The organism is Ruegeria sp. CDSA241 (genome assembly GCF_059611265.1).
The window spans coordinates 1-22,541 of record NZ_JBXWPF010000003.1; the positions used below are offsets into that span (position 1 = coordinate 1).

Sequence of the window (22,541 nt, forward strand, 5' to 3'; positions counted from 1 at the left end):
CAATGGACGCTTACGAAGAAGCCGCAGAGTAAACAGACGACAACCAGATCAGCCCCCGCAATGGCCAGGGGCTGATCCATCCTGGGTCATATGCCTTTGCCTGTGGCCCAGGCATTTCAGCGGGGGAGACATGAAGCATTGCATCTTCGAAAATGACCTAGCCTATCTGGCTGAGCCAACCTCTGCTGCCTTCGTGCGAACCCACAACATCGATGTGATCGTGCGCGATAGTAGTGCATTTGCCTCGGCCGAGATGATCAGGGAATTTTATCGTGCCCTGAGCGATCTGACCGGCGACCATTCCTATGTCGTTAATCTGCGTTTGGCTGGTGCGGGGTCTGTAGGAGGACCGCAGTACTGGACCGGAAGAGCGGCTGTTTTCTGGGGCGATTTTTCGGATTGTTGGACGTTGTCCGACGCCGAAAGAACATGGGTCTCACAAGTTCTGAATCTTTCGCCACGGACCGTTCTTGTCGGTGGTGCCGTGCTTTTGCTGGCCCAGATTAGATTGTCGGAAAAAACAGTCGCGGCCATTCACCCCAACTTCGATGCAGCAGCGCGTGAAGCAGGTTTGACCAACTGTGGTACAGGCACATATCTGGCGGCGCGCGGGCGCACGCATAGCGCGACGACACGTCTGAGTACGCTGCGTTTGTTGGCGGATTTTGTTTCGTTGGACCATGGTGAGAACATGGCAGATAACCTGCGCGGGTTTATCGGCCTGTCCGAACCCAAGCGGGACTGCGAAAGCCAGCTTGCCAATCGCTTGATCCATCGTGCGGGCGGGGATCACCTGGTTATGTCAGCCGTTGAGGCAATGCTGAACCATGTCGAAGAGCCACTCAGGATCACGGATCTTTCGAACATGGTCGGCACTTCAACCCGGCAGCTTCAGAGACGGTTTCTGAACAAGACGGGGGCAAAGCTTTTGGCCACATACCGAGAATTGCGTCTGGAACGTGCGCATAGCCTGCTGCGGTTTACGGATTTGCCACAAATCGAGATTGCCACCGCCACAGGGTTTTCGTCTACAACGTCACTAAAACGTGCTTTTCGAGACCAGTACAAGACGATGCCGGAAGATATCCGCAGCCTCCGCTTTTCCGGTGGAATGGCGGATCGGGGGCTGGTGAACTGACAGCTCGTGCAGTGTGCCGATTAGGGCGCACGCATTTGAAATTTAAATCCGCTGTGATTGGCGAATCGAAAAAAAGCCTGATCAGACCGAATGCAGGGCAGACCGACATTCGGGCTCAGTATGATCCTTTAGGTCTTTGAAACGCGGATTTCTGCACCCGGATTCTGATTCTGTTCTGCAACATTCTCGTGATTGCTGCAATTCCGTCCCTTTTCTGCCGGAATCGTCACTGATAAACCCTTGGCCATCGGGCAGTGATTTGTTGAGGGGTACGGGCGGTAAAATGAATACCGGGGTAAACGGTCGTGTTGCCATTTCATGGTCGCAGACAGAGATTGATGGGCTAGAGGCGGCGCCTCTGGCATTTTTAAATGTAGGGTCGGCCTGGTCCTGGCGCGGTCAGGCATCGATGCTGGAAGGCAGCGCTGAAGTTGCCGGGCGTAAAAACGCATTTGCATCAGGTACAATCGGGCGCGTTATTCCTGGCACGACTTTTTCGGATAATGTCGTCGGAACGCTCGAGCTTATGAACGGGGCGCAACGGTTTTCAGCGTTACTGGTCGTTTCCGATGATGATGAAAGCCCGTCGCTGGTGTTTGAAAGCGGCTGTCCTTCACGCGATCAGGAATTCTGGATCAGCGCATATACTCAGATCAAGCATCAGAGTGGTGAAGTTGCAGAGCAGGACGGAACTGTCGTCGCGTTTCATCGCAAGGCCACTCAGTTCCAGTACACTGGTGTCGCGAACCTACGCGCAACTGTAAACGGTGCCACTTTAGCGGACTAAATCCCGTTAGTGGTGCCGTCTTTGAATTGAATTTCAGAAAGTTTCGGTTCCGTCCGTTCGGCATGTTGACTCTGCCAGCGCTGCGGATATAAGCGCGGCTTCATTGGTGTTGGTGGCCCCCGCAAGGGGAGGCCTGTCATGAGGGAAACCTCAAGAGGACAACGCCCTTCATAGTGGCCTATCAGGGCCTCGACCTTAAGAAGGAGATCAGCCGTGACCAAACGCACGTCTGCCAAGTACAAAATCGACCGCCGGATGGGCGAAAACATCTGGGGTCGTCCGAAATCCCCGGTCAACCGTCGTGAATACGGCCCTGGTCAGCACGGTCAGCGCCGGAAAGGCAAACTGTCTGACTTCGGTCTGCAGCTGCGCGCCAAGCAGAAGCTGAAGGGCTACTATGGCGACCTGACCGAAAAGCAGTTCCGCCGCATCTATGCCGAAGCTGTTCGTGTCAACGGCGATACCGGTGAAAACCTGATTGGTCTGCTGGAACGCCGTCTGGACGCCGTTGTCTATCGCGCCAAATTCGTCGCGACCGTGTTCGCCGCGCGTCAGTTCGTGAACCACGGCCACGTCACAGTGAACGGCAAGCGGGTCAACATCCCCAGCTACCGTGTCAAAGAAGGCGACGTCATCGAAGTACGTGACAAGTCCAAGCAACTGGCCGTTGTTCTTGAAGCTGCTGCTCTGGCCGAGCGTGATGTTCCTGATTACATCGACGCCGACCACTCGAAAATGACCGCGACTTTCGTGCGCGCACCGGGTCTGGGCGATGTGCCTTACCCTGTCATGATGGAACCGAACCTGGTTGTCGAATTCTACGCGAAGAACTAATCTTCGCCGAAATCGAAATTCGAAAGGCCGCGCGGTTGCGCGGCCTTTTTCGTTTTAGGGGACTCTGCCCCCAATCACGACCAGTCGCGATGCCCCCCGAGCAATTTTTTTGGCCAAATAAAGAGCGGATCAGATTGGCAAGGGTCGTCCTTCTGCAATTGCCTCCATCGCGAAATATGAGGTTACGCTGTCCAGCTCGACTTTTTCGATGAGGCGTTGATAGACCTTGTCGTACGAAGCCATATCCTGCGTAACAACCTTGAGCTGATAGTCGTAGTCGCCGCCAATGCGGTGAAAGTCCACGACCTCTGGTATCGTCAGAACATGTCTGCGAAAGGCCTGTAACCACTCGGCCGAGTGGTGCCTCGTACGCAGCATGACGAAGACCACAAGGCTCAGCCCTAGTTTTTCGCGCGCGATTTGCGCCGTCGATCCGATGATGACGCCCTGATCATTCAGGGCCTTCAGCCGACGCCAGCAGGCGTTTTGCGACAGCCCGATGCGGTCGGCCAGTTCTCGTTGGGACAGCGTAGCGTCGGTTTGCAATTCACGCAGCAGGCGGTGGTCAATATGATCTAGATTTTTTGACATTCCAAATCATATGACACATGATTTATGAAATCCATCTAAAAATATGCATTATATACACAACACATATCAATCATATTTGTTGGGAAACTTCGGAGTCCATATAATGACACTTTCCCAATTTCGTTCTGACATTGAAGCTGCTGTTCGTAGCGACACGTTGCGCGATGGCTTAATCGGCGAGAATGTTATGATCCCGGGGCTGCGCGGGGACATACCTTTGGTTTACGCGGATTATGTTGCGTCGGGCCGCGCATTGAAGCAGGTCGAGGATTTTGTGGCCGCGCATGTGTTGCCGTTTTATGCCAACAGCCACACCGAGGCGTCTTATTGCGGGGCCTACATGACCCGACTGCGCCGCGAGGCCCGTGCGGAAATCTCCCGGATTGTTGGCGCCGGGGAAAATGATGCGGTGATTTTTACCGGATCGGGCGCTACAGCGGGTCTCAACCGGCTGGTCAATCTGTTGGGGATCGAGGCGGCAGCACGACCAGTGGTAATGATCGGCCCATATGAGCACCATTCGAACATCTTGCCGTGGCGGGAAAGCAAAGCGCTGGTGATTGAAATCCCCGAAGCATCCGAAGGGGGTGTCGATCTGTCGGCTTTAGAGCGTGCCTTGGTTGAAAACGAGGACTCGGATCTGATCATCGGGTCATTTTCGGCCGCTTCGAACGTGACGGGCATAATCACTGATCCCGACCCGGTTACGCGGCTGCTTAAGGCTAATGGTGCTGTAGCGGTTTGGGATTATGCGGGCGGTGGGCCTTATCTGCCAATGGAAATGGGCCCGGCGGATGCGCGCAAGGATGCGATCGTGGTCTCTCCTCATAAATTTGCCGGTGGACCTGGAGCGTCTGGTGTATTGATCGTCAATCAAAACGTTGTGCAGCGCACATGCCCCAGCTGGCCCGGTGGTGGCACTGTGAGTTTCGTGTCCCCTTGGGGGCATGACTACAGCGCCGATCTTGCAACGCGCGAAGAGGCGGGAACGCCGAATGTCTTAGGCGACATCCGTGCCGCGTTGGCTTTCATGGTCAAGGATGCGGTTGGCGCAGACGAAATCGCAAGGCGCGAGGCGCTTTATAACCAGATGGCATTGGAAGGGTGGGGAGATAACCCAGGTCTGACCTTGTTGGGCGCGGACAATCCACATCGGTTGCCGATTTTTTCCTTTCTTGTTCATGACAGTAAAGGTCAGCCGGTGCACCAGCAGTTATTCACCCGGATGCTGAGTGATGTTTATGGCATTCAAGCGCGGGGCGGGTGTGCTTGTGCCGGGCCCTATGCGCATCGGTTGCTGGGTATTGATCGTGCAGCCTCGGAGCAGTTGCATGCGGCGCTTGGTGCTGGTGAAGAGTTGAAAAAACCCGGTTGGGTGCGTCTGAACTTTTCATATCTGATGTCCCAAGAGACTGTCCGCTTCATCATCGACAGCGTCAATGACCTGTCCCGGCGGACCGAAGAGTTTACTCCCTTTTACGACGCCGACCCGGCGACAGCCCGCTTCAAGGCGGCATAAGGGAATTGCCGCTTTTCTCAACGCTTTGAGACGGGTATGAGGGGCTTCTAAATACGGAGCCTCTTATGACCCAGATCACCCCTCAACCCGGCATTATGGACATCGCGCTTTATCAGGGCGGCCAGTCGAAGGTGGCGGGGGTCGACCATGTGATCAAGTTGAGCTCGAACGAAAACCCCTTTGGCCCCAGCCCCAAAGCGATCGAGGCAGTACGGGACAGTGCGGCCACCCTGAATCGGTATCCCAGTACAGATCACGCCAGTCTGCGTAAGGCCATTGGCGAACGCCACGGGCTGGACCCAGCGCGCATTATCTGCGGCGTGGGCAGTGACGAGGTGCTGCAATTCGTGGCACAGGCTTATGCCGGTTCGGGGGATGAGGTTATCTATACCGAACACGGATTTTCGATGTACCCGATCATCGCTCGGATGGCGGGGGCAACTCCGGTGATGGTGCCTGAAACCGATCGTCACGTGGATGTGGACAACATTCTTGCCGCTGTGACTGACCAGACCCGGATCGTGTTCGTGACCAATCCGGGCAATCCGACATCGACCATGATCCCCGAGGCTGATCTTATCCGACTGGCCGAAAGCTTGCCGCAGACTTGTCTGATGGTGATTGATGGCGCCTATGCCGAGTTTGTCGAAGGGTTCGACGGAGGCCGCGCTCTGGTGGATCGGTTCGAGAATGTGATCATGACGCGGACCTTTTCCAAGATCTATGGACTGGGCGGGATGCGGGTCGGTTGGGGCTATGCGGCGCAAGAGATCATTGATGTGCTGAACCGGGTGCGCCAGCCCTTCAACCTGTCGCTGACTGCGTTGGCCGCTGCCGAAGCCGCCATAAAGGACGAAGAGTACCTGACCTTTTGCCACAGCGAAAATGCACGCTTGCGGGTTTGGCTTTCGGCCCAGTTGTCCAAAATCGGCGTATCTTCGGATGCGTCCAGCACCAATTTTATTCTCGCCCGCTTTAAGGATCAGGCCGAGGCCGAAGCGTGCGACGATTACCTCAAGACACAGGGTTTGATCGTGCGCCGCGTCGCGGGATATAACCTGCCAAATGCTCTTCGGATCACGGTTGGGGACGAGGAGGCTTGTCGCCGTGTCGTTGCGGCCATAACCGCTTTCAAAGGGGGCGCCGCATGAGCCAGGTATATGACCGCGTTGCGCTGATCGGTTTGGGCCTGATCGCATCGTCGATGTTCTGGGCGATTAAACGTGCTGGATTGGCCGCCGAAGTAACCGGCTATGCCCGGTCCGAGGCCACGCGCGACACCGCGCGCAAGATTGGCCTATGCGACCGGATCTGTGACACCGCGCAAGAGGCCGTTGAGGGTGCAGACCTTGTGGTTCTGTGCGTGCCTGTTGGCGCGATGGGTGCGGTAGCGCAGGAGATTGCGCCTGCCCTGAAGTCGGGCGCGACCGTGTCAGATGTGGGTTCGGTAAAGCGACACGTCATTCAGGATGTCTCACCTCACATCCCGCAGGATGTTCATTTCATTCCCGCGCATCCGCTGGCCGGGACCGAGCATTCCGGCCCTGAATCCGGATTTGCCGAGCTGTTCGATAATCGGTGGTGCCTTTTGGTGCCGGTAGAGGGCTCGGACCCGGAGGCCGTTGCGCGACTACGCTCGTTGTGGACGGGTTTGGGTTCGAATGTTGATGAGATGGATGCCGATCACCATGATCTGGTTCTTGCAGTGACATCCCATGCGCCACACCTTATCGCCTATACGATGGTCGGCGTAGCGGATGATCTGCGCCGTGTGACCGATAGCGAGGTCATCAAATACTCGGCCGCGGGCTTTCGGGATTTCACCCGGATCGCGGCCTCGGACCCGACTATGTGGCGCGATGTGTTTCTGACTAACAAGGATGCGACGCTAGAGATATTGGGGCGTTTCACCGAAGAACTGTTTGCGCTGCAGCGGGCCATTCGTACAGGTGACGGCGATCAGCTGTTCGATTATTTCACGCGCACACGTGCGATCCGGCGCGGGATCATTGATGCCGGGCAGGATACGGATGCCCCGGATTTCGGTCGCGGGAAAACCAACCCATGAGGCGCGGCTGGAGCGTTCTGTCGATTGGGTGGTTGGTACTTGGTGCCACAATGGGGAATGCAACGCCATCTGAACACCGGTTGACCCCCGATGACCAACCGGTTCTGGCCTTTGCCGCTCCGGTCGGGATGCAGCCAGAGTTGCAACCGAATACGCTGGTACAGCAGGTGCTGTTCAAAAAGCGTAAGCTGCGCAAAACATCGGTCTGCGGGAATATCGAAATTCAGGGCAAGCCGGTGGGTAATGTTCCCGGCAAGATCAAAGCCTGCGGGATCAAGGAAGCGGTACAGATCACCTCAGTTTCTGGTGTGGCGCTTAGCCGTCCGTCCACCATGGATTGCGGCACAGCAATTGCGCTGAACCAATGGGTCGAGAAAAGCGTGAAGCCCACCTTCAAAAGGCGCGGTCCCGTTGTCGAACTGCAGGTCGCGGCCCACTACGCATGCCGAACGCGCAACAACCGCAAGGGTGCGCGGATATCGGAACACGGTAAGGGCCGGGCCATAGACATATCAGGTTTCAAGATGGCGAATGGCGAGGTTGTGACCGTTCTGAACGGTTGGCGCAAGAACCCGTCAAAGAAGCAACTGACCAAGATCTGGCGCGCCGCCTGCGGGCCGTTCGGAACGGTACTTGGCCCGAATGCGGACCGGTATCACCGGGATCATTTTCACTTGGACACAGCCCGGTATCGCCGTGGCCCGTACTGCCGTTAACGCAGGATCAACCGCGGGGCCGGACCAAGGGGTAGCGGGCCAAGCGCCACATAGCCCTCACGGAAGTTCAACTGCAGATCCAGCGAATCGGGATTGCCCCCCAAGCCAGCCATGAATTTCAGGGCACGTGTCACAGGGTCTACCGCCTGATCGGGCAGGGCCCCTGCGGCGTTGGCCATGGCAACCATCTCACGCCAATTTTCGGCCTTGATCGAAATCTCTCCGGTAGGAATACCCTGATCGTCTACGTCCAGCTCTCCGGCAGCGAACAGGCGCAATGCACCCCATTTCATCTCAGCCAGACGCAGGTCGATCCGGGTGGGCTGAGGTCGGCTTTGTTCCAGTGCAGATCGATCCCACGGTTTGTCAAAGGTGGCGACCATATCCATTTCCAGCGCATCGAATGTCTGGGGCAGTGTGGTGGCGGAATGCATCATGGCGCGCAGATCATCGCCGGGGGAAAAGCCATCGATCCGCGCGCTGATCGCATAGGCTTGAGGATTTTCGGTTTGCTCCATCACCAGACCAAGCGTGGTTCCCGCTGCTAGCAAATCAGCATCATTGGCAACGGACCATGGTCCGGCAGTCAGAGACATTTTCTCTAGCACCAGCGCGACACCAGGTTGCAACTGCAGCTCGGCCTGCAGGTCAGCTGCAACGATGGTCGACGTTTGATCGAAATAGGACAGCAGCTGCGGCGTTTCCGCGAAACGCAGAACCTGTCGACCCGGCCAGATCGCGGGGCTTTGGAATTCGATCCAGTCGGCGCTCCAGGCGGTGCCGTTGACCGGGTCGGCCAGAGCGGGGCTGTTCAGTCGGGTGACGTGGTTGAATGGATAGCCTGCTGTGGCTACGTCCGAAAAATCGGCCAGCCAGCCTCTTTCTTGTTGGTTGTCGAACCAAGTTGTGATCGCGTTGCGCAATCCATATCCGGCGACGAACCAATAGGCGCTCCAGATCGCAGTGATGAAAATGACTACTCGTATTAGCCCGCGCATTGCTAATGGCCCTTTTTCCCGCCTTGAAATTGATGTTTATAGGCGCAAACGGGCAAGGACCAGTGCTATGACGATGTGGGTTTTCGGATATGGGTCGCTGCTGTGGAATCCCGGCTTTCCCGTGTCCCGCAGCGAACGCGCAACCCTGAATGGATATGCGCGGTCTTTCTGCATGAGTTCGATTCATCACCGCGGAACCGAAGAGAAACCCGGCCTTGTTCTGGCGTTGGATGAACAGCGTGACACCCTGTGCAAAGGTCTGGCCCTCGCCGTCGAGGCAGGCCACGAAGAGCGTACCTTGCATGAACTGCGCGAGCGCGAGCTGATCTCGTCGGCCTATGTCGAAAAGATGCTTGATGTGCATTTGGAAACGGACGAGGTCGTAACGGCTGTCACCTATGTTATCGACGCAGATCACGTGCAGTATTGCGGGGGCATGCCGTTGGAAGACCAGGCGCAGATCATTGCCCATGCTGTCGGCGGGCGCGGTCCAAATACCGAATACCTTTATAACACAGCTGAACATCTGACCGAGATTGGTCTGCGTGATCCCGATCTTGAGTGGTTAGCGCAACGGGTGCGAAGCATTACCTCATAAACCCTTGGCGTCACCGGCAGATTTTCGGTAGATTCGCGTCAGAGCAGAAAAGAACCGGGAAAAACGCGCATGGCGCAGGCACAACAGGGCGCGAGACCGCATTTCTCGCAACCCATTCGTCAGATCGTAACGATGCTTGTGGCGATCGGCCTGGCTGGTATGGGCATCTTCATGGCGTTGCCTTACGTTTTGCCGGTTTTCTATGCAAACCCGTATCTGAACGGTTTTATCCTTCTGGTATTTTTCGTCGGCGTAATTGCCTGTTTTTATCAGGTGACACAGTTGATCGGTTCGGTGCGCTGGATCGAGTCCTTCGTTGGTGGCGTTGTTCATGAGGACGCGCGCACGCCTCAGCTTTTGGCACCGCTGGCGTCGCTGCTGCGGGACCGGGGTGCGCGGTCGCAGATCAGTTCCAGTTCGACCCGGTCTATTTTGGATTCGGTGGCCGAACGGGTCGAGGAAGAGCGTGAGATCACGCGTTATATCACCAATGTTCTGATCTATCTTGGGCTTTTGGGAACGTTTTTTGGCTTGGCCACGACGGTCCCCGCTATTGTCGACACGATCCGCAGTCTCAATCCGCAGGATGGCGAAGAAGGGCTGGCCGTGTTCAATCGCCTGATGGTTGGCCTTGAAACCCAACTGCAGGGAATGGGCGTGGCCTTTGGGTCTTCGTTGCTGGGCCTTGCCGGATCGCTGATTGTGGGGTTGCTGGAACTGTTCGCGGGCCACGGGCAGAACCGGTTTTATCGAGAGCTCGAAGAATGGTTGTCCTCGATCACCCGTGTCGGCTTTGCAGCAGGCGATGACGGCAGCAGCACCGAACTGGCGGTTCTGACACCGGTTCTGGATGCAATGTCCGAACAGATGAACGCCCTGCAGGACTTGTTTTCGGCGCAGGAAACCGACCGGGCCGAGCTGTCGGGCAAGCTGGGGCATCTTGTCGGCGCAATCGGAGATATGAACCAGCGTCAGTCTGAGACCGAGAATGTCACCGCTGCGCTGGAACGTGTCGCACTGGGGCAGGACGCTCTGCTGGATCATCTGCGGGAACAGGGGACCAGCGAAGGAATAGACGCAGAAAGCCGCATGCGCCTGCGCTCGATGGATGTTCAGTTGCTGCGTATCCTCGAAGAAATTTCTGCAGGCCGCCAAGAAAGCATGAGCGAGCTGCGCAAGGACATCGAACTGTTGGTCAAAGCTCTTACATTGCCCCGAGGCGCCGTTCGAACCGCTCCGGAAGGAGAGTAATCCATGGCTCTGTCCCGTCGCACAGGTCAGCGGTTTCAGGGGTCGGTCTGGCCGGGTTTCGTGGATGCGATGACCGGGCTGTTGATGGTGCTGACCTTTGTGTTGACCATCTTCATGGTGGTGCAATTCGTGCTGCGCGAGACGATTTCGGGGCAAGAGGATGAACTGACCGCCCTGTCCGGCGAAGTGGCGGCCCTTGCGGGTGCGCTTGGGTTGGAAGAACGGGAAAACAGCCGCCTTCAGGCCCGGTTAGGGGCGCTGAATGCGACCCTGACGCAGGCCGAGGAAGATCTGGCGCAGGCGGAAACCAGGATCACGTCATTCGAAGCACAGGTCGCATCTCTGTTGGCCGATCAGGAGCGGTCGCTGGGGGTTATCGCCTCACTGGAATCTGAGCGTTCGGAATTGCTGAATGAACAAGAGGCCCTGAACCTGGCCCTTGCCCAAAGCCGTGCCGAGGTCGATGCCCAGGCCGAGGCCGCCCGGCTTGATGCTGCCCGCCGCGAAGCGCTTGAAGCGTTGGTGGCGGATCTGGAACAAAATGAGGCCGCGCAGGCCGCATTGGTCACCGAGCTTGAAGGCCAGCTTGACGCCGAAGAGGCCGCGCGCCTGGCCGAAGCTGCGGTTGCCGAAAACCTGCGCAATCGTCTGCAGGACGCGGATGCGGAACTGACCGCTATGACGCTGGCTCTGGAAGCGCAACGCAAGCAAGCCGAAGAAACCCTGACCCTGTTGGCCGCTGCGCAAGCTGCCAAGGCTGAGCTCGAGCGGCAATTTGGTGAACTTGATAGTCAGGAGTTGCAGGCCCAGCTGCAAGCGGCATTGGCCGCCCAAACCGACGCTCTGACAGCGGAGCAGATACAGCGTACATTGGCCGAAGAACGCGCAGCCTTGCTGGCCGTTGCGCGTGAGGCAATCTCTGCCGAGAAAGCCGTTTCAGCAAAGGCGCAGCGTCAGACTGCCTTGCTAAACCAGCAGATGGCAGCCCTGCGCGAGCAGTTGGGTGGATTGCAGGCCTTGCTGGACGATTACGAAGACCGCAACGCCGCCGCTGATATTCGTATTCAAACATTGGGTCAGGATCTGAACGCCGCACTCGCCCGAGCCGCCTCGGAAGAGCGTCGTCGTCGTCTGTTGGAAGAGGCCGAGCGCGCTCGGCTTGAGGCCGAGGCCGAGGCCCTTTCGGGTCAGAACCAAGAACTTACGGCGCAGGCCGAGGATCTTCAGCGATATCGCTCGGAATTCTTCGGCCGGTTGCGCGATGTGCTGGGTAATCAGGAAGGCGTTCGGATCGAAGGCGATCGGTTTGTGTTCTCGTCCGAAGTACTGTTCGATACAGGATCAGCAGTGCTGTCGCCCAAGGGTCAGCTTGAGATCGCCAAGGTGGCCAATATACTGCGCAGTGTCGCGGCTGAAATTCCCGAAGGCCTGAACTGGGTTATTCGCGTGGACGGCCATACCGACAATGTCCCGCTGGCCGGAACTGGCCGCTATCGGGACAACTGGGAGCTTAGCCAGGGACGCGCCTTGTCGGTTGTCCGTTATATGGTCGATGCGCTGGGTATTCCACCGCAACGTCTGGCGGCCAATGGCTTTGGTGAATTCCAACCCTTCAACCCCGCAAACACCCCAGAAGCGCGCGCTCAGAATCGCCGGATCGAATTGAAGCTGACCGAGCGCTGATTGCAGCAAGGAAGGCCCATTGTCAGAGTTGGGTGGTTTTCCGGGCGCCCCTGAGATTTTCTTTTGAGACAGGTGACTCGGCTCGGGCGAGAAAAAAGCCCGGCGTAGAAGCCGGGCTTTGATTTGATGCGCTGCTTTTAATCTGCAGTCAGAAGCGGGGGTTTGTCGCCAGGGATGCGCGGTTGATCGGGGCCAAAAATGTCCAGATCCAGCTCTCCCTTCTTGACCGAGACGCGAACGACACCGCCCTTGGCCAGCTTGCCGAACAGCAGCTCCTCGGCCAGAGGTTTCTTGATGTGTTCCTGAATGACGCGTCCCAATGGGCGTGCGCCCATCTTGTCGTCATAGCCTTTGTCGGCCAGCCATTCGGCGGCTTTTGGCGTCAGGTCGATGGTCACATTGCGGTCCAGTAGCTGTGCTTCAAGCTGCAGCACGAACTTCTCGACCACCTGCAGGATGACCTCTTTCGGCAGCGGCGCGAAGGAAATGACAGCATCCAGACGGTTGCGGAATTCCGGCGTGAACATACGTTCGATCGCGGCGGTATCCTCACCTTCGCGGCGGTCGCGGGCAAAGCCGATGGCCGCCTTTGCCTGTTCTTGCGCCCCCGCATTCGAGGTCATGATCAGCACCACGTTGCGGAAGTTCACCGTGCGACCATTGTGGTCGGTCAGCTCTCCGTGGTCCATCACTTGCAGCAGGATGTTGAACACGTCCGGGTGGGCTTTTTCGATCTCATCCAGCAGCAGAACGCAATGCGGATGCTGGTCGACACCATCAGTCAGCAAACCGCCTTGGTCGAACCCGACATAGCCCGGAGGCGCACCGATCAGGCGGCTGACCGCGTGTTTCTCCATGTATTCCGACATATCAAAACGCAGCAGTTCCACTCCCAGCGTATCCGCCAGCTGTTTCGCGACCTCGGTCTTTCCCACACCGGTTGGGCCAGCAAACAGATAGTTGCCGATGGGCTTTTCCGGCTCGCGCAGACCGGCGCGCGCCAGTTTGATGGCGCTGGACAGCGCCTCAATCGCCACGTCTTGTCCGAAGACCACCCGTTTGAGCGACTTTTCAAGGTCTTTCAGAACCTCGGCATCGTCCTTGGTGACATTCTTGGGTGGAATGCGGGCGATCTTGGCAACAACGGCCTCAATCTCTTTGACGCCGATGGTTTTGCGACGCTTGCTTTCAGCAACCAGATGCTGGGCCGCACCGGCTTCGTCAATCACGTCGATCGCCTTGTCGGGCAGCTTGCGGTCATTGATGTAGCGTGCTGACAACTCGACCGCGGTTTTAATCGCGTCGGCTGTATATTTGATCTCGTGATGCTTTTCGAAATAGGGCTTCAGACCGCGCAGGATTTTTACGCTGTCCTCGACCGAAGGTTCGTTCACGTCAATCTTCTGGAACCGGCGGCTGAGCGCGCGATCCTTTTCGAAATGCTGGCGAAACTCTTTGTAGGTGGTCGAACCCATAGTGCGCAGTTTTCCACCCTGAAGGGCCGGTTTCAGCAGGTTCGAGGCATCCATTGCCCCGCCCGAGGTGGCACCGGCACCGATGACGGTGTGGATTTCATCAATGAACAGAACCGCGTCTGGGTGATCCTCAAGCTCGGTCACGACCGCTTTCAGGCGTTCTTCGAAATCACCGCGATAGCGGGTGCCTGCCAGCAATGCACCCATATCCAGCGAATAGATGGTGGTTTCTGACAGGACATCGGGGGCCTCGCCAGAGATGATCTTAAATGCCAGTCCCTCTGCGATTGCGGTTTTGCCAACGCCCGGATCACCGACCAGAAGCGGGTTGTTCTTGCGCCGGCGGCATAGCACCTGAATGCAGCGCTCAACCTCATCGGCACGACCGATCAGCGGGTCGATATCGCCCGCGCGCGATTTCGCGTTCAGGTCGATGCAGTATTTCCCCAGCGCGCTTTCTTTTTGCTCGCCATCGGCGGTGCTGGCCGGAGTTTCCTCTTCTGCCTGATCCGCGCCCGATACCGAACGGCTTTCGCCGTAGGCCGGGTCCTTGGCCACACCATGGGCGATGAAATTCACCGCATCGTACCGGGTCATATCCTGTTCCTGCAGGAAATAGGCTGCGTTGCTTTCGCGTTCGGCAAAGATCGCGACCAGAACATTCGCCCCGGTCACTTCGGTCCGGCCCGAACTTTGAACATGGATCGCAGCGCGCTGGATCACACGTTGGAAAGCGGCTGTCGGTACAGCCTCGGACCCGTCAATATCGGTGACAAGGTTCGATAGGTCTTCGTCGATGAATTCCACCAGAGTGCTGCGCAATTCGTCAAGATCGACGCTGCAGGCTTTCATCACGCGGATCGCATCGGGCTCTTCCAACAATGCCAGAAGCAGATGCTCCAGCGTTGCGAATTCATGTCGCCGTTCATTCGCAGCCGCCAGGGCCGCGTGGATGGCTTGTTCTAGTGTGCTCGAGAATGAAGGCACGCGGGTGCTCCTCTGTCTTGGGTCAGAAGGGGGCGGGCTGAAGGCCGGATCCCCATCCCAACCATGTCCTCATACTATTAGAGTTTGGTTGATCAGAGCCCGGCTTCAAGGGTTTTCTTGCTCTTGACAGTCACATTTGTTGTGACCGTGGCTGTGAAGTAGGTGAAATAGGTATCAAAACCGATCTTTTCTAGCCCTGATTTCAGCAAAAATTTTGGCTGGTTCGGCGCCTGCCATACCCAGATGCGCCTGAATCGCCGGGTCAGCGGCGCGCAGGAAGGGGTTAGTGGCCTTTTCCAGCGCCAGAGTGGAGGGAACTGTAGGCTGTTGTGCGGCTCGGGTGCTGTCAATTTCTGCGACGCGTTTCTGCAGCGCAGAATTTCCTGGATCGACGGTGAGAGCGAATTTGGCATTGGACTGCGTGTATTCGTGCCCTGAACAAACCAGCGTGTCATCCGGCAAGGCGCTCAGTTTACACAGCGATTCCCACATCTGCGGTGCGGTGCCTTCAAACAGGCGTCCACAACCCATTGCCATCAGGCTGTCGGCGGTAAAGACCACCGCGCTTTGCGGCATGTGAAAGGCGATGTGACCAAGAGTATGCCCCGAAACGTCCAGAACAAGGACGGGTTCCCCGCCGATTTCAAAACTGTCGCCGTCATTGACCTGTTGATCCAAAGGTGGCAGGCGATGTGCGTCGGCTGCCGCGCCGATCACCGTCGCCGGGTGCTGTTCCAAAATGGCCGGCAACCCGTCTACGTGGTCGAAATGGTGATGCGTGAGCAACACATGAGACAAGCCCCAGCCACGTCGTTCCAGTTCTGACAGAATCGGTTCGCTTTCGGGCGCGTCGATTAATGCGGTGTTGCCGCTAACCGCGTCATGCGCCAGAAATGCGTAGTTATCGCTGAGACATGGGATGGTGACGATCTCAAGAGGCATGGCCTTTTGCCCTTTCGTTGCTAGACTGCGCTCAGCTAATCCGATTGGCCAGGTGTCCGCAATGCATCTTGATGTGCAGGATCTGAGGAATTTCTACTACCGCAGCACTCTTGGTCGTGCAGCGCAGGCGGCCATTCGTGGGCGAATGATTGATCTGTGGCCCGAGGCCAAAGGTCAAACCGTCGTAGGGTTTGGCTTTGCTGTGCCGTTGTTGCGGCCCTACCTGAAAGATGCGCGCCGCGTCATCGGGCTGATGCCCGGGCCGCAGGGGGTGATGCCCTGGCCTGCGGGAATGCCCAACGTATCTGTTTTGACGGAAGAGACCTTGTGGCCGATTGAAACGGGTCATGTGGACAAGCTGGTGGTGATGCATGGGCTTGAAACGTCACAACGTCCCGCCGAATTGCTGGCGGAATGCTGGCGTGTGCTTGGTCCCGGTGGACGGGCGCTTTTTATCGTACCGAACCGTGCGGGGCTGTGGTCACGGACCGATCGAACGCCGTTTGGATTCGGGCGCCCTTATTCTGCCTCGCAGTTGGAAAGTCAGCTTAGAGCGCATCACTTTATGACGGATAACTATTGTTCCGCCTTGTATTTGCCTCCGTCCTTCCGTCGGTTCTGGTTGAAATCCGGCAGCCTGATAGAGAAAACTGGCCAGCGTTTGCCGACGATCATGGCAGGCGGCGTTCTGATGGTTGAGGCGACAAAGCAAATCAGACCGCCCAGCGGAACCGTCACCAAAGCGACAGGGCGCCGTCAGATCAAGGCGCTGGATGGCCTGCTCAAGCCAGCCTAGCGCAACGCCGGTACTACCTTCCGTCATAAGGCCGAAACACGCGAAAATGGCTGCAGGAATCGCAAAACCTTGCGGTTTGGTAACATTTTTCACCCTCATCAGCCGTATAAAAGGGTCGCACCCAAGCTAAGTATCTGAAATTGAATGCTTTGTGGATAAGGTGCCCATGGTGATAATATGTTGCTAGCTGGGTTTACCTCTGCTACATCCCCGTTGATTTTGATCCCCGGCCTTATGGACGGGGTTTCTTCACGCCCCCGGGTAGCTGCCGCAACGCGAATTCGGGGCCCAAAATATCGGAAGGGTGGACGTGTCCGAACCAGCTTCGATTTCCACAGGCATCGCCGAGCGCTATGCCACAGCGATTTTTGAGATCGCTAAAGAGAATAAAGACCTCGCAGGTCTGGAAACCGGAATAAACGATCTGGCAGCAGCATTGGGCGACAGTGCCGATCTGCGCGACCTGATCGCCTCGCCTCTGGTTTCGCGCGCTGAACAAGAAGGCGCGATTACAGCGATTGCCAACAAGATGGGTCTGAACGCCATCCTGCGCAACACGCTGGGTCTGATGGCGCAGAAACGCCGTCTGTTCGTTGTGCCGCAACTGGTGCAGGTTCTGCGCGACATGCTGGCCGAAGAGCGTGGCGAAGTGACCGCCGATGTCGCCTCGGCCAAGGCGCTGACTAAGACACAGATGGATAAACTGTCCAAAACGCTGTCCGAGCGTGTGGGCAAGACCGTGACAATAAATGCGACCGTTGATGAAAGCCTCATCGGCGGTCTTGTCGTTAAAGTGGGCTCGAAGATGATCGACAGCTCGATCCGCTCCAAGCTCAACTCCCTACAGAATGCAATGAAAGAGGTCGGATAAATGGGAATCCAAGCTGCAGAGATTTCTGCAATCCTGAAGGACCAGATCAAGAATTTTGGTCAGGAAGCCGAAGTGGCCGAAATCGGTCGCGTGCTGAGCGTCGGTGACGGGATTGCCCGTGTATACGGCCTGGACAATGTGCAAGCCGGTGAGATGGTCGAATTCCCCGGTGGCATCATGGGCATGGCGCTGAACCTGGAAAGCGACAACGTCGGTGTTGTTATCTTTGGTTCTGACCGTGACATCAAAGAAGGTGACACTGTTAAGCGCACCAACTCGATCGTGGACGTGCCGATCGGCAACGGTCTGCTGGGTCGTGTTGTTGACGGCCTGGGCAACCCGCTGGACGGCAAGGGCCCGATCGAATCCACCGAGCGCGGCGTTGCAGACGTCAAAGCGCCGGGCATCATCCCGCGTAAATCGGTTCACGAGCCGATGGCAACCGGCCTGAAATCGGTCGACGCGATGATCCCGATTGGCCGTGGCCAGCGAGAGTTGATCATTGGTGACCGTCAGACCGGTAAAACTGCCGTTGCTCTGGACGCGATCCTGAACCAGAAAGTGTACAACGAAGCAGCGGGCGACGATGAGTCCAAGAAGCTGTACTGCGTTTACGTGGCCATCGGCCAAAAGCGTTCGACTGTTGCTCAGCTGGTGAAGAAACTGGAAGAATCCGGTGCGATTGAATATTCGATCGTTGTGGCCGCAACCGCGTCCGATCCGGCGCCGATGCAGTTCCTGGCACCCTATGCCGCGACCGCGATGGCTGAGTTCTTCCGTGACAATGGCCGCCACGCGCTGATCATCTATGATGACCTGTCGAAACAGGCCGTGTCCTATCGTCAGATGTCGCTGCTGCTGCGTCGTCCGCCCGGACGTGAAGCCTATCCTGGCGACGTTTTCTACCTCCACTCCCGCCTGCTGGAGCGTTCGGCGAAGTTGAACGAAGATTTTGGCGCGGGCTCGCTGACGGCTCTGCCGGTTATCGAAACCCAGGGTGGCGACGTTTCGGCGTTTATTCCGACCAACGTGATCTCGATCACCGACGGCCAGATCTTCCTGGAAACCGAGCTGTTCTATCAGGGTATCCGTCCTGCTGTGAACACCGGTCTGTCGGTTTCGCGTGTGGGCTCCTCGGCTCAAACCAACTCGATGAAGTCGGTTGCCGGCCCGGTTAAGCTGGAACTGGCTCAGTACCGTGAAATGGCTGCCTTCGCGCAGTTCGGTTCCGACCTTGACGCCGCAACCCAGCAGCTGCTGAACCGTGGTGCGCGTCTGACCGAGCTGATGAAACAGCCGCAGTACTCACCGCTGACCAACGCTGAAATCGTTTGCGTCATCTTCGCCGGAACCAACGGTTACCTCGACAAGATCGACGTCACCGATGTTGGCCGCTATGAAGCTGGCCTGCTGGCGCATCTGCGTGGCAAGCACGCGGATCTGCTTCAGTGGATCACGGACGAAGATCCCAAGATCAAGGGTGATGCTTCCGACAAGATCAAGGCTGCGCTGGACGAATACGCCGCAACCTTCGCTTAAGGGAGAGGCGGGCACATGCCAAATCTTAAGGATCTAAAAAACAGGATCGAGTCGGTCAAATCGACCCGCAAGATCACCAAGGCCATGCAGATGGTCGCGGCCGCAAAACTGCGCCGCGCCCAGGAATCTGCCGAAGCCTCGCGCCCCTATGCCGCACGGTTCAATGCCGTGATGGCGGGGCTGGCGGCATCGGTCGGGGGCAGCGACAGCGCCCCCAAGCTGCTCCGTGGTACGGGCAGTGATGATGTCCATCTGCTGGTTGTCATGACAGCTGAACGCGGCCTGTGTGGCGGCTTCAACTCGAACATCGCCAAGCTGGCCCGCGCCAAAGCTTACGAGCTGAAGGCAAAAGGCAAGACGGTCAAAATTCTGACCGTTGGCAAAAAAGGTCGTGATGCAATCAAGCGCGACTTTGGCGACCTGTTCGTGGGCCATGTCGATCTGAGCGAGGTCAAACGTCTGGGGTATACCAACGCGCAGGACATCGCAAAAGACGTCCTGTCCCGTTTCGACGCGGGTGAGTTCGACGTAGCCACGATCTTCTACTCGAAGTTCGTCAACGTCGTAAGCCAGACCCCGACGGCACAGCAGATCATCCCTGCCTCGTTCGAGGATGTCGAAGGGGACGACAGCGGCGCGGTCTTTGATTACGAGCCCAGCGAAGAGGCCATCCTGGCCGATCTGCTGCCCAAGGCGGTTGCGACTGCGATCTTCTCGGGACTGCTCGAAAACGGGGCCTCGGAACAGGGTGCACGGATGTCCGCGATGGACAACGCGACACGCAACGCGGGTGAGATGATCGACAAGCTGACGATCCAGTTCAACCGTTCGCGTCAGGCCGTGATCACCAACGAGCTGATTGAAATTATTTCCGGCGCCGAAGCGCTGTAGAGACAAACCGGAGACGAAACATGGCGAATGCAAAAGGCAAAGTCACTCAGATTATCGGGGCCGTCGTCGACGTGCAGTTCGATGACGCACTGCCTGAAATTCTGAACGCGCTGGACACCACCAACAACGGCAAGAAGCTGGTTTTGGAAGTGGCACAGCACCTGGGCGAAAACACTGTCCGCACCATTGCGATGGACGCGACAGAAGGTCTTGTACGTGGTGCCGAAGTCACGGACACCGGCGCACCCATCGCGGTTCCGGTCGGCAACGCCACCCTGGGCCGTATCCTGAACGTTGTGGGCGAGCCCATCGACGAAAAAGGTCCCGTGGAAACCACCGAAACGCGCTCCATCCACCAGGACGCGCCGGATTTCGCGGATCAGGCCACTGAATCCGAAGTTCTGGTGACCGGCATCAAGGTTGTTGACCTGCTGGCCCCTTACGCCAAAGGCGGTAAGATCGGCCTGTTCGGCGGCGCCGGTGTTGGCAAAACCGTTCTGATCATGGAACTGATCAACAACATCGCCAAAGTGCACTCTGGCGTGTCCGTGTTCGCCGGTGTTGGTGAGCGGACCCGTGAAGGCAACGACCTGTATCACGAGATGATTGAATCCGGCGTTATCGTTCCCGACAAGCTGGAAGATTCGAAAATCGCGCTGGTTTACGGCCAGATGAACGAGCCTCCGGGAGCCCGTATGCGGATCGCTCTGTCGGGTCTGACCCTGGCGGAACAGTTCCGTGATGCAACCGGTGCCGACGTTCTGTTCTTTGTCGACAACATCTTCCGCTTTACGCAGGCGGGTTCCGAGGTTTCGGCTCTGCTGGGTCGTATTCCTTCGGCGGTGGGCTATCAGCCGACACTGGCGACCGACATGGGCGCGATGCAGGAACGCATCACCTCGACCAAATCCGGGTCGATCACCTCGGTTCAGGCCGTATATGTTCCTGCGGATGACTTGACCGACCCTGCGCCGGCCACCTCGTTCGCACACTTGGATGCGACCACCGTTCTGAACCGTGCGATTTCAGAAAAGGGTATCTACCCTGCCGTTGACCCGCTCGACTCGACCTCGCGTCTTCTCGACCCGGCCATCGTCGGTGAAGAGCATTATACCGTTGCGACTGACGTTCAGCAGATCCTCCAGCGCTATAAGTCGCTGCAGGACATCATCGCGATCCTCGGCATGGACGAACTGTCGGAAGAAGACAAACTGACCGTGGCCCGTGCCCGTAAGATTGAACGCTTCCTGTCGCAGCCGTTTGACGTGGCCGAAGTCTTCACTGGCTCGCCTGGTGTTCAGGTTCCTCTGGATGTCACCATCGCGTCGTTCAAGGCCGTTGTGGCCGGCGAATACGATCACCTGCCCGAGGCAGCCTTCCTGATGGTTGGCGGCATCGATGAAGTGATCGCCAAAGCGGAAAAGATGGCCGCAGAAGCCGCCTAAGGAGCACACCTGATGGCAAACACGATGCACTTTGACCTCGTCAGCCCCGAGCGGAGCCTTGCTTCGCTCGCGGTGACTGCGGTCCAGCTTCCCGGCGCGGACGGAGACATGACGGCGATGCCCGATCATGCCCCCACCATCACCACGTTGCGCCCCGGTCTGCTAAAGGTCGAGGCACCCGAAGGGTCCAGCGAATACCTGGTCACCGGCGGGTTTGCCCAGATCAATGGCGACAGCATGTCGGTTCTGGCCGAAAAGGCCATTCCGGTCTCTGAAGTGACCCGCACGCATCTGGACGATCTGATCGCCGAGGCACGTGCGTCGCATGACGCGGCCAAAGGCGGCGACGATCAATCAGTCGTCGACGATGCGGCCAAGCTGCTGGCCGATATGGAAGCTCTTGGGACACATATGAGCCTGTAAGTTTCAGGACATGTAGATTTAGAAACGGCCCTGCCTGTGCGGGGCCGTTTTTTTGTGGTGATTTTGGATGAAGGGCGGTCTAAGGTTCCGTAATTCTTTATAAAAGACGACAAAATGCAGACTTTTAGTACCCATTCGATTGGTATCGACCAAGGCGAAGTTGTGCTGTTCTCCGACTTCGCAGATGGCGGCGACATGTGGACAGGCGAGGGGCCGCGCGAACGACGCTCGGACATAGAATTCAGCCAGCCATTCCGTTCCGCGCCTGTTGTACAGATCAGCGTGTCACTGTGGGATGTTGATACATCTTCGGCATTGCGCGCCGAGGTCAAGGCCGAGGACATCACGCCCGAGGGATTTGCTGCGGTGTTCCGTACCTGGTCGGATACCCGCATCGCGCGCATCCGAATATCTTGGACAGCGTTCGGCGAAGTGCCGCATGAGGATGACTGGGATATTCTGTGAAGCCAGCCTTGGGTTTAAGACTCGTCCGATGCCTCTATCATGGCGACCCGGTGTGCATGCCGTCCGCCTTCGAATTCGGCTGACAGGAACGCATCCACTATATCCAGCGCCTGACCCTCACCCACGACCCGGGCGCCGACAGACAGCATGTTGGCGTCGTTATGCTGGCGGATCATGCGTGCGGAAAAGGCATCCGAGCAGACACCGCAGCGAATGCCGGGGACCTTGTTGGCCGCCATCATGATACCTTGACCCGTTCCACACAGAACGATGCCAAGCTGACAATCCCCGGAAGCCACTGCTTGGGCGGCGGCCTTGCCATGAACAGGGTAATGGGTGCTCTCAGGTGTCTTGGGGCCGATATCGACGACGTCCCATCCCTGGGCCGCAATATGAGAGGCAACCGCCTGGCGTAATTCGATGGCTGCGTGGTCGCTGGATAGAACAATGCGTTTTGAGGCTGTCACGGTAAACTCCGACCTGTATTGCAGAAAGAAAAGAGGCGGCCCTTGGGCCGCCGCGTT

The 22,541-nt window shown here is 57.5% G+C and carries 22 protein-coding genes; 17 read left to right on the forward strand and 5 right to left on the reverse strand.

What is annotated here, in order from left to right; all coding sequences use genetic code 11:
* Positions 1–130 precede the first annotated feature (130 nt).
* The 3 genes from AC2FJV_RS03525 to rpsD all read left to right on the forward strand — a co-directional run bounded on the left by AC2FJV_RS03525 (position 131) and on the right by rpsD (position 2,759).
* Positions 131–1,138 (forward strand): helix-turn-helix domain-containing protein, encoded by a 1,008-nt coding sequence (locus AC2FJV_RS03525; RefSeq protein WP_496712649.1) that lies wholly within the window; start codon positions 131–133, stop codon positions 1,136–1,138.
* 283 nt (positions 1,139–1,421) lie between these two features.
* Complete coding sequence (locus AC2FJV_RS03530) at positions 1,422–1,925, forward strand: hypothetical protein (RefSeq protein WP_496712651.1); 504 nt, start codon at positions 1,422–1,424, stop codon at positions 1,923–1,925.
* Between the two features lie 213 nt (positions 1,926–2,138).
* On the forward strand, positions 2,139–2,759 hold the full coding sequence (gene rpsD, locus AC2FJV_RS03535; RefSeq protein WP_058279997.1) for a 30S ribosomal protein S4: 621 nt from the start codon (positions 2,139–2,141) through the stop codon (positions 2,757–2,759).
* Between the two features lie 129 nt (positions 2,760–2,888).
* Here rpsD and AC2FJV_RS03540 read toward each other — a convergent pair whose 3' ends face one another.
* The gene (locus tag AC2FJV_RS03540; protein ID WP_142636466.1) at positions 2,889–3,350 is read right to left on the reverse strand and encodes an Lrp/AsnC family transcriptional regulator; all 462 of its coding nucleotides are present in this window, start codon (positions 3,348–3,350) and stop codon (positions 2,889–2,891) included.
* Positions 3,351–3,453: 103 nt separating this feature from the next.
* Between AC2FJV_RS03540 and AC2FJV_RS03545 the strand changes: the two genes are divergently transcribed.
* The 4 genes from AC2FJV_RS03545 to AC2FJV_RS03560 all read left to right on the forward strand — a co-directional run bounded on the left by AC2FJV_RS03545 (position 3,454) and on the right by AC2FJV_RS03560 (position 7,653).
* Complete coding sequence (locus AC2FJV_RS03545; RefSeq protein ID WP_496712653.1) at positions 3,454–4,869, forward strand: aminotransferase class V-fold PLP-dependent enzyme; 1,416 nt, start codon at positions 3,454–3,456, stop codon at positions 4,867–4,869.
* Positions 4,870–4,934: 65 nt separating this feature from the next.
* Entirely contained in the window at positions 4,935–6,020 is a 1,086-nt protein-coding gene (gene hisC / locus AC2FJV_RS03550) for a histidinol-phosphate transaminase (RefSeq protein WP_496677614.1), read from the forward strand.
* Complete coding sequence (locus AC2FJV_RS03555) at positions 6,017–6,937, forward strand: prephenate/arogenate dehydrogenase family protein (protein ID WP_496677616.1); 921 nt, start codon at positions 6,017–6,019, stop codon at positions 6,935–6,937. The genes hisC and AC2FJV_RS03555 overlap by 4 nt, the downstream gene beginning before the upstream one ends.
* On the forward strand, positions 6,934–7,653 hold the full coding sequence (locus AC2FJV_RS03560) for an extensin-like domain-containing protein (protein WP_282027583.1): 720 nt from the start codon (positions 6,934–6,936) through the stop codon (positions 7,651–7,653). The genes AC2FJV_RS03555 and AC2FJV_RS03560 overlap by 4 nt, the downstream gene beginning before the upstream one ends.
* On the opposite strand, the gene AC2FJV_RS03565 is transcribed toward AC2FJV_RS03560, so the two are convergent.
* A complete protein-coding gene (locus AC2FJV_RS03565) occupies positions 7,650–8,651 on the reverse strand; it encodes a DUF2125 domain-containing protein (RefSeq protein WP_142636475.1) in 1,002 nt (333 codons plus the stop codon). The two genes, AC2FJV_RS03560 and AC2FJV_RS03565, sit on opposite strands and share 4 nt — an antisense overlap.
* A 67-nt stretch (positions 8,652–8,718) precedes the next feature.
* On the opposite strand from AC2FJV_RS03565, the gene AC2FJV_RS03570 reads away from it, so the two are divergent.
* From AC2FJV_RS03570 to AC2FJV_RS03580, 3 genes are all read left to right on the forward strand, one after another.
* Complete coding sequence (locus AC2FJV_RS03570; RefSeq protein ID WP_142636477.1) at positions 8,719–9,249, forward strand: gamma-glutamylcyclotransferase; 531 nt, start codon at positions 8,719–8,721, stop codon at positions 9,247–9,249.
* Between the two features lie 69 nt (positions 9,250–9,318).
* The gene (locus AC2FJV_RS03575) at positions 9,319–10,500 is read left to right on the forward strand and encodes a biopolymer transporter ExbB (protein ID WP_282021534.1); all 1,182 of its coding nucleotides are present in this window, start codon (positions 9,319–9,321) and stop codon (positions 10,498–10,500) included.
* Positions 10,501–10,503: 3 nt separating this feature from the next.
* Positions 10,504–12,183 (forward strand): peptidoglycan -binding protein, encoded by a 1,680-nt coding sequence (locus tag AC2FJV_RS03580; RefSeq protein WP_496712655.1) that lies wholly within the window; start codon positions 10,504–10,506, stop codon positions 12,181–12,183.
* A gap of 137 nt (positions 12,184–12,320) precedes the next feature.
* Here the strand turns inward: AC2FJV_RS03580 and clpA are convergent, their stop codons facing one another.
* Both clpA and gloB read right to left on the reverse strand, forming a co-directional pair.
* Complete coding sequence (clpA, locus tag AC2FJV_RS03585) at positions 12,321–14,645, reverse strand: ATP-dependent Clp protease ATP-binding subunit ClpA (protein WP_142636483.1); 2,325 nt, start codon at positions 14,643–14,645, stop codon at positions 12,321–12,323.
* 174 nt (positions 14,646–14,819) lie between these two features.
* Positions 14,820–15,587, reverse strand: a complete 768-nt coding sequence (gloB, locus tag AC2FJV_RS03590; RefSeq protein WP_496712657.1) for a hydroxyacylglutathione hydrolase — start codon at positions 15,585–15,587, stop codon at positions 14,820–14,822.
* A gap of 61 nt (positions 15,588–15,648) precedes the next feature.
* Here gloB and AC2FJV_RS03595 point away from each other — a divergent pair, with 61 nt between their 5' ends.
* From AC2FJV_RS03595 to AC2FJV_RS03625, 7 genes are all read left to right on the forward strand, one after another.
* A complete protein-coding gene (locus AC2FJV_RS03595) occupies positions 15,649–16,383 on the forward strand; it encodes a class I SAM-dependent methyltransferase (protein WP_142636487.1) in 735 nt (244 codons plus the stop codon).
* 310 nt (positions 16,384–16,693) lie between these two features.
* Positions 16,694–17,254, forward strand: a complete 561-nt coding sequence (locus AC2FJV_RS03600) for a F0F1 ATP synthase subunit delta (RefSeq protein ID WP_496712659.1) — start codon at positions 16,694–16,696, stop codon at positions 17,252–17,254.
* Positions 17,255–18,793, forward strand: coding sequence for a F0F1 ATP synthase subunit alpha (gene atpA, locus AC2FJV_RS03605; RefSeq protein WP_142636491.1), 1,539 nt, complete (start codon positions 17,255–17,257; stop codon positions 18,791–18,793).
* A gap of 15 nt (positions 18,794–18,808) precedes the next feature.
* The gene (locus AC2FJV_RS03610) at positions 18,809–19,684 is read left to right on the forward strand and encodes a F0F1 ATP synthase subunit gamma (protein ID WP_496691024.1); all 876 of its coding nucleotides are present in this window, start codon (positions 18,809–18,811) and stop codon (positions 19,682–19,684) included.
* A gap of 20 nt (positions 19,685–19,704) precedes the next feature.
* Positions 19,705–21,129: a F0F1 ATP synthase subunit beta gene (gene atpD / locus AC2FJV_RS03615; protein ID WP_142636495.1), complete on the forward strand. Its 1,425-nt coding sequence runs from the start codon at positions 19,705–19,707 to the stop codon at positions 21,127–21,129.
* A gap of 12 nt (positions 21,130–21,141) precedes the next feature.
* On the forward strand, positions 21,142–21,552 hold the full coding sequence (locus AC2FJV_RS03620) for a F0F1 ATP synthase subunit epsilon (RefSeq protein WP_496712661.1): 411 nt from the start codon (positions 21,142–21,144) through the stop codon (positions 21,550–21,552).
* A gap of 114 nt (positions 21,553–21,666) precedes the next feature.
* Complete coding sequence (locus AC2FJV_RS03625; RefSeq protein WP_496712663.1) at positions 21,667–22,017, forward strand: H-type lectin domain-containing protein; 351 nt, start codon at positions 21,667–21,669, stop codon at positions 22,015–22,017.
* Between the two features lie 14 nt (positions 22,018–22,031).
* Here AC2FJV_RS03625 and rpiB read toward each other — a convergent pair whose 3' ends face one another.
* Positions 22,032–22,484: a ribose 5-phosphate isomerase B gene (rpiB, locus tag AC2FJV_RS03630; RefSeq protein ID WP_142636502.1), complete on the reverse strand. Its 453-nt coding sequence runs from the start codon at positions 22,482–22,484 to the stop codon at positions 22,032–22,034.
* Positions 22,485–22,541 lie beyond the last annotated feature (57 nt).

What these genes read in the sequence shown, in the direction of transcription:
- AC2FJV_RS03525 (WP_496712649.1), top strand. Translation starts at nt 131, where the DNA reads ATGAAGCATTGCATCTTCGAAAATGACCTAGCCTATCTGGCTGAGCCA.
- AC2FJV_RS03530 (WP_496712651.1), top strand. Translation starts at nt 1,422, where the DNA reads ATGAATACCGGGGTAAACGGTCGTGTTGCCATTTCATGGTCGCAGACA.
- AC2FJV_RS03540 (WP_142636466.1), bottom strand. Translation starts at nt 3,350, where the DNA reads ATGTCAAAAAATCTAGATCATATTGACCACCGCCTGCTGCGTGAATTG.
- AC2FJV_RS03545 (WP_496712653.1), top strand. Translation starts at nt 3,454, where the DNA reads ATGACACTTTCCCAATTTCGTTCTGACATTGAAGCTGCTGTTCGTAGC.
- hisC (WP_496677614.1), top strand. Translation starts at nt 4,935, where the DNA reads ATGACCCAGATCACCCCTCAACCCGGCATTATGGACATCGCGCTTTAT.
- AC2FJV_RS03555 (WP_496677616.1), top strand. Translation starts at nt 6,017, where the DNA reads ATGAGCCAGGTATATGACCGCGTTGCGCTGATCGGTTTGGGCCTGATC.
- AC2FJV_RS03560 (WP_282027583.1), top strand. Translation starts at nt 6,934, where the DNA reads ATGAGGCGCGGCTGGAGCGTTCTGTCGATTGGGTGGTTGGTACTTGGT.
- AC2FJV_RS03565 (WP_142636475.1), bottom strand. Translation starts at nt 8,651, where the DNA reads ATGCGCGGGCTAATACGAGTAGTCATTTTCATCACTGCGATCTGGAGC.
- AC2FJV_RS03570 (WP_142636477.1), top strand. Translation starts at nt 8,719, where the DNA reads ATGACGATGTGGGTTTTCGGATATGGGTCGCTGCTGTGGAATCCCGGC.
- AC2FJV_RS03575 (WP_282021534.1), top strand. Translation starts at nt 9,319, where the DNA reads ATGGCGCAGGCACAACAGGGCGCGAGACCGCATTTCTCGCAACCCATT.
- AC2FJV_RS03580 (WP_496712655.1), top strand. Translation starts at nt 10,504, where the DNA reads ATGGCTCTGTCCCGTCGCACAGGTCAGCGGTTTCAGGGGTCGGTCTGG.
- gloB (WP_496712657.1), bottom strand. Translation starts at nt 15,587, where the DNA reads ATGCCTCTTGAGATCGTCACCATCCCATGTCTCAGCGATAACTACGCA.
- AC2FJV_RS03595 (WP_142636487.1), top strand. Translation starts at nt 15,649, where the DNA reads ATGCATCTTGATGTGCAGGATCTGAGGAATTTCTACTACCGCAGCACT.
- atpA (WP_142636491.1), top strand. Translation starts at nt 17,255, where the DNA reads ATGGGAATCCAAGCTGCAGAGATTTCTGCAATCCTGAAGGACCAGATC.
- AC2FJV_RS03610 (WP_496691024.1), top strand. Translation starts at nt 18,809, where the DNA reads ATGCCAAATCTTAAGGATCTAAAAAACAGGATCGAGTCGGTCAAATCG.
- atpD (WP_142636495.1), top strand. Translation starts at nt 19,705, where the DNA reads ATGGCGAATGCAAAAGGCAAAGTCACTCAGATTATCGGGGCCGTCGTC.
- AC2FJV_RS03620 (WP_496712661.1), top strand. Translation starts at nt 21,142, where the DNA reads ATGGCAAACACGATGCACTTTGACCTCGTCAGCCCCGAGCGGAGCCTT.
- AC2FJV_RS03625 (WP_496712663.1), top strand. Translation starts at nt 21,667, where the DNA reads ATGCAGACTTTTAGTACCCATTCGATTGGTATCGACCAAGGCGAAGTT.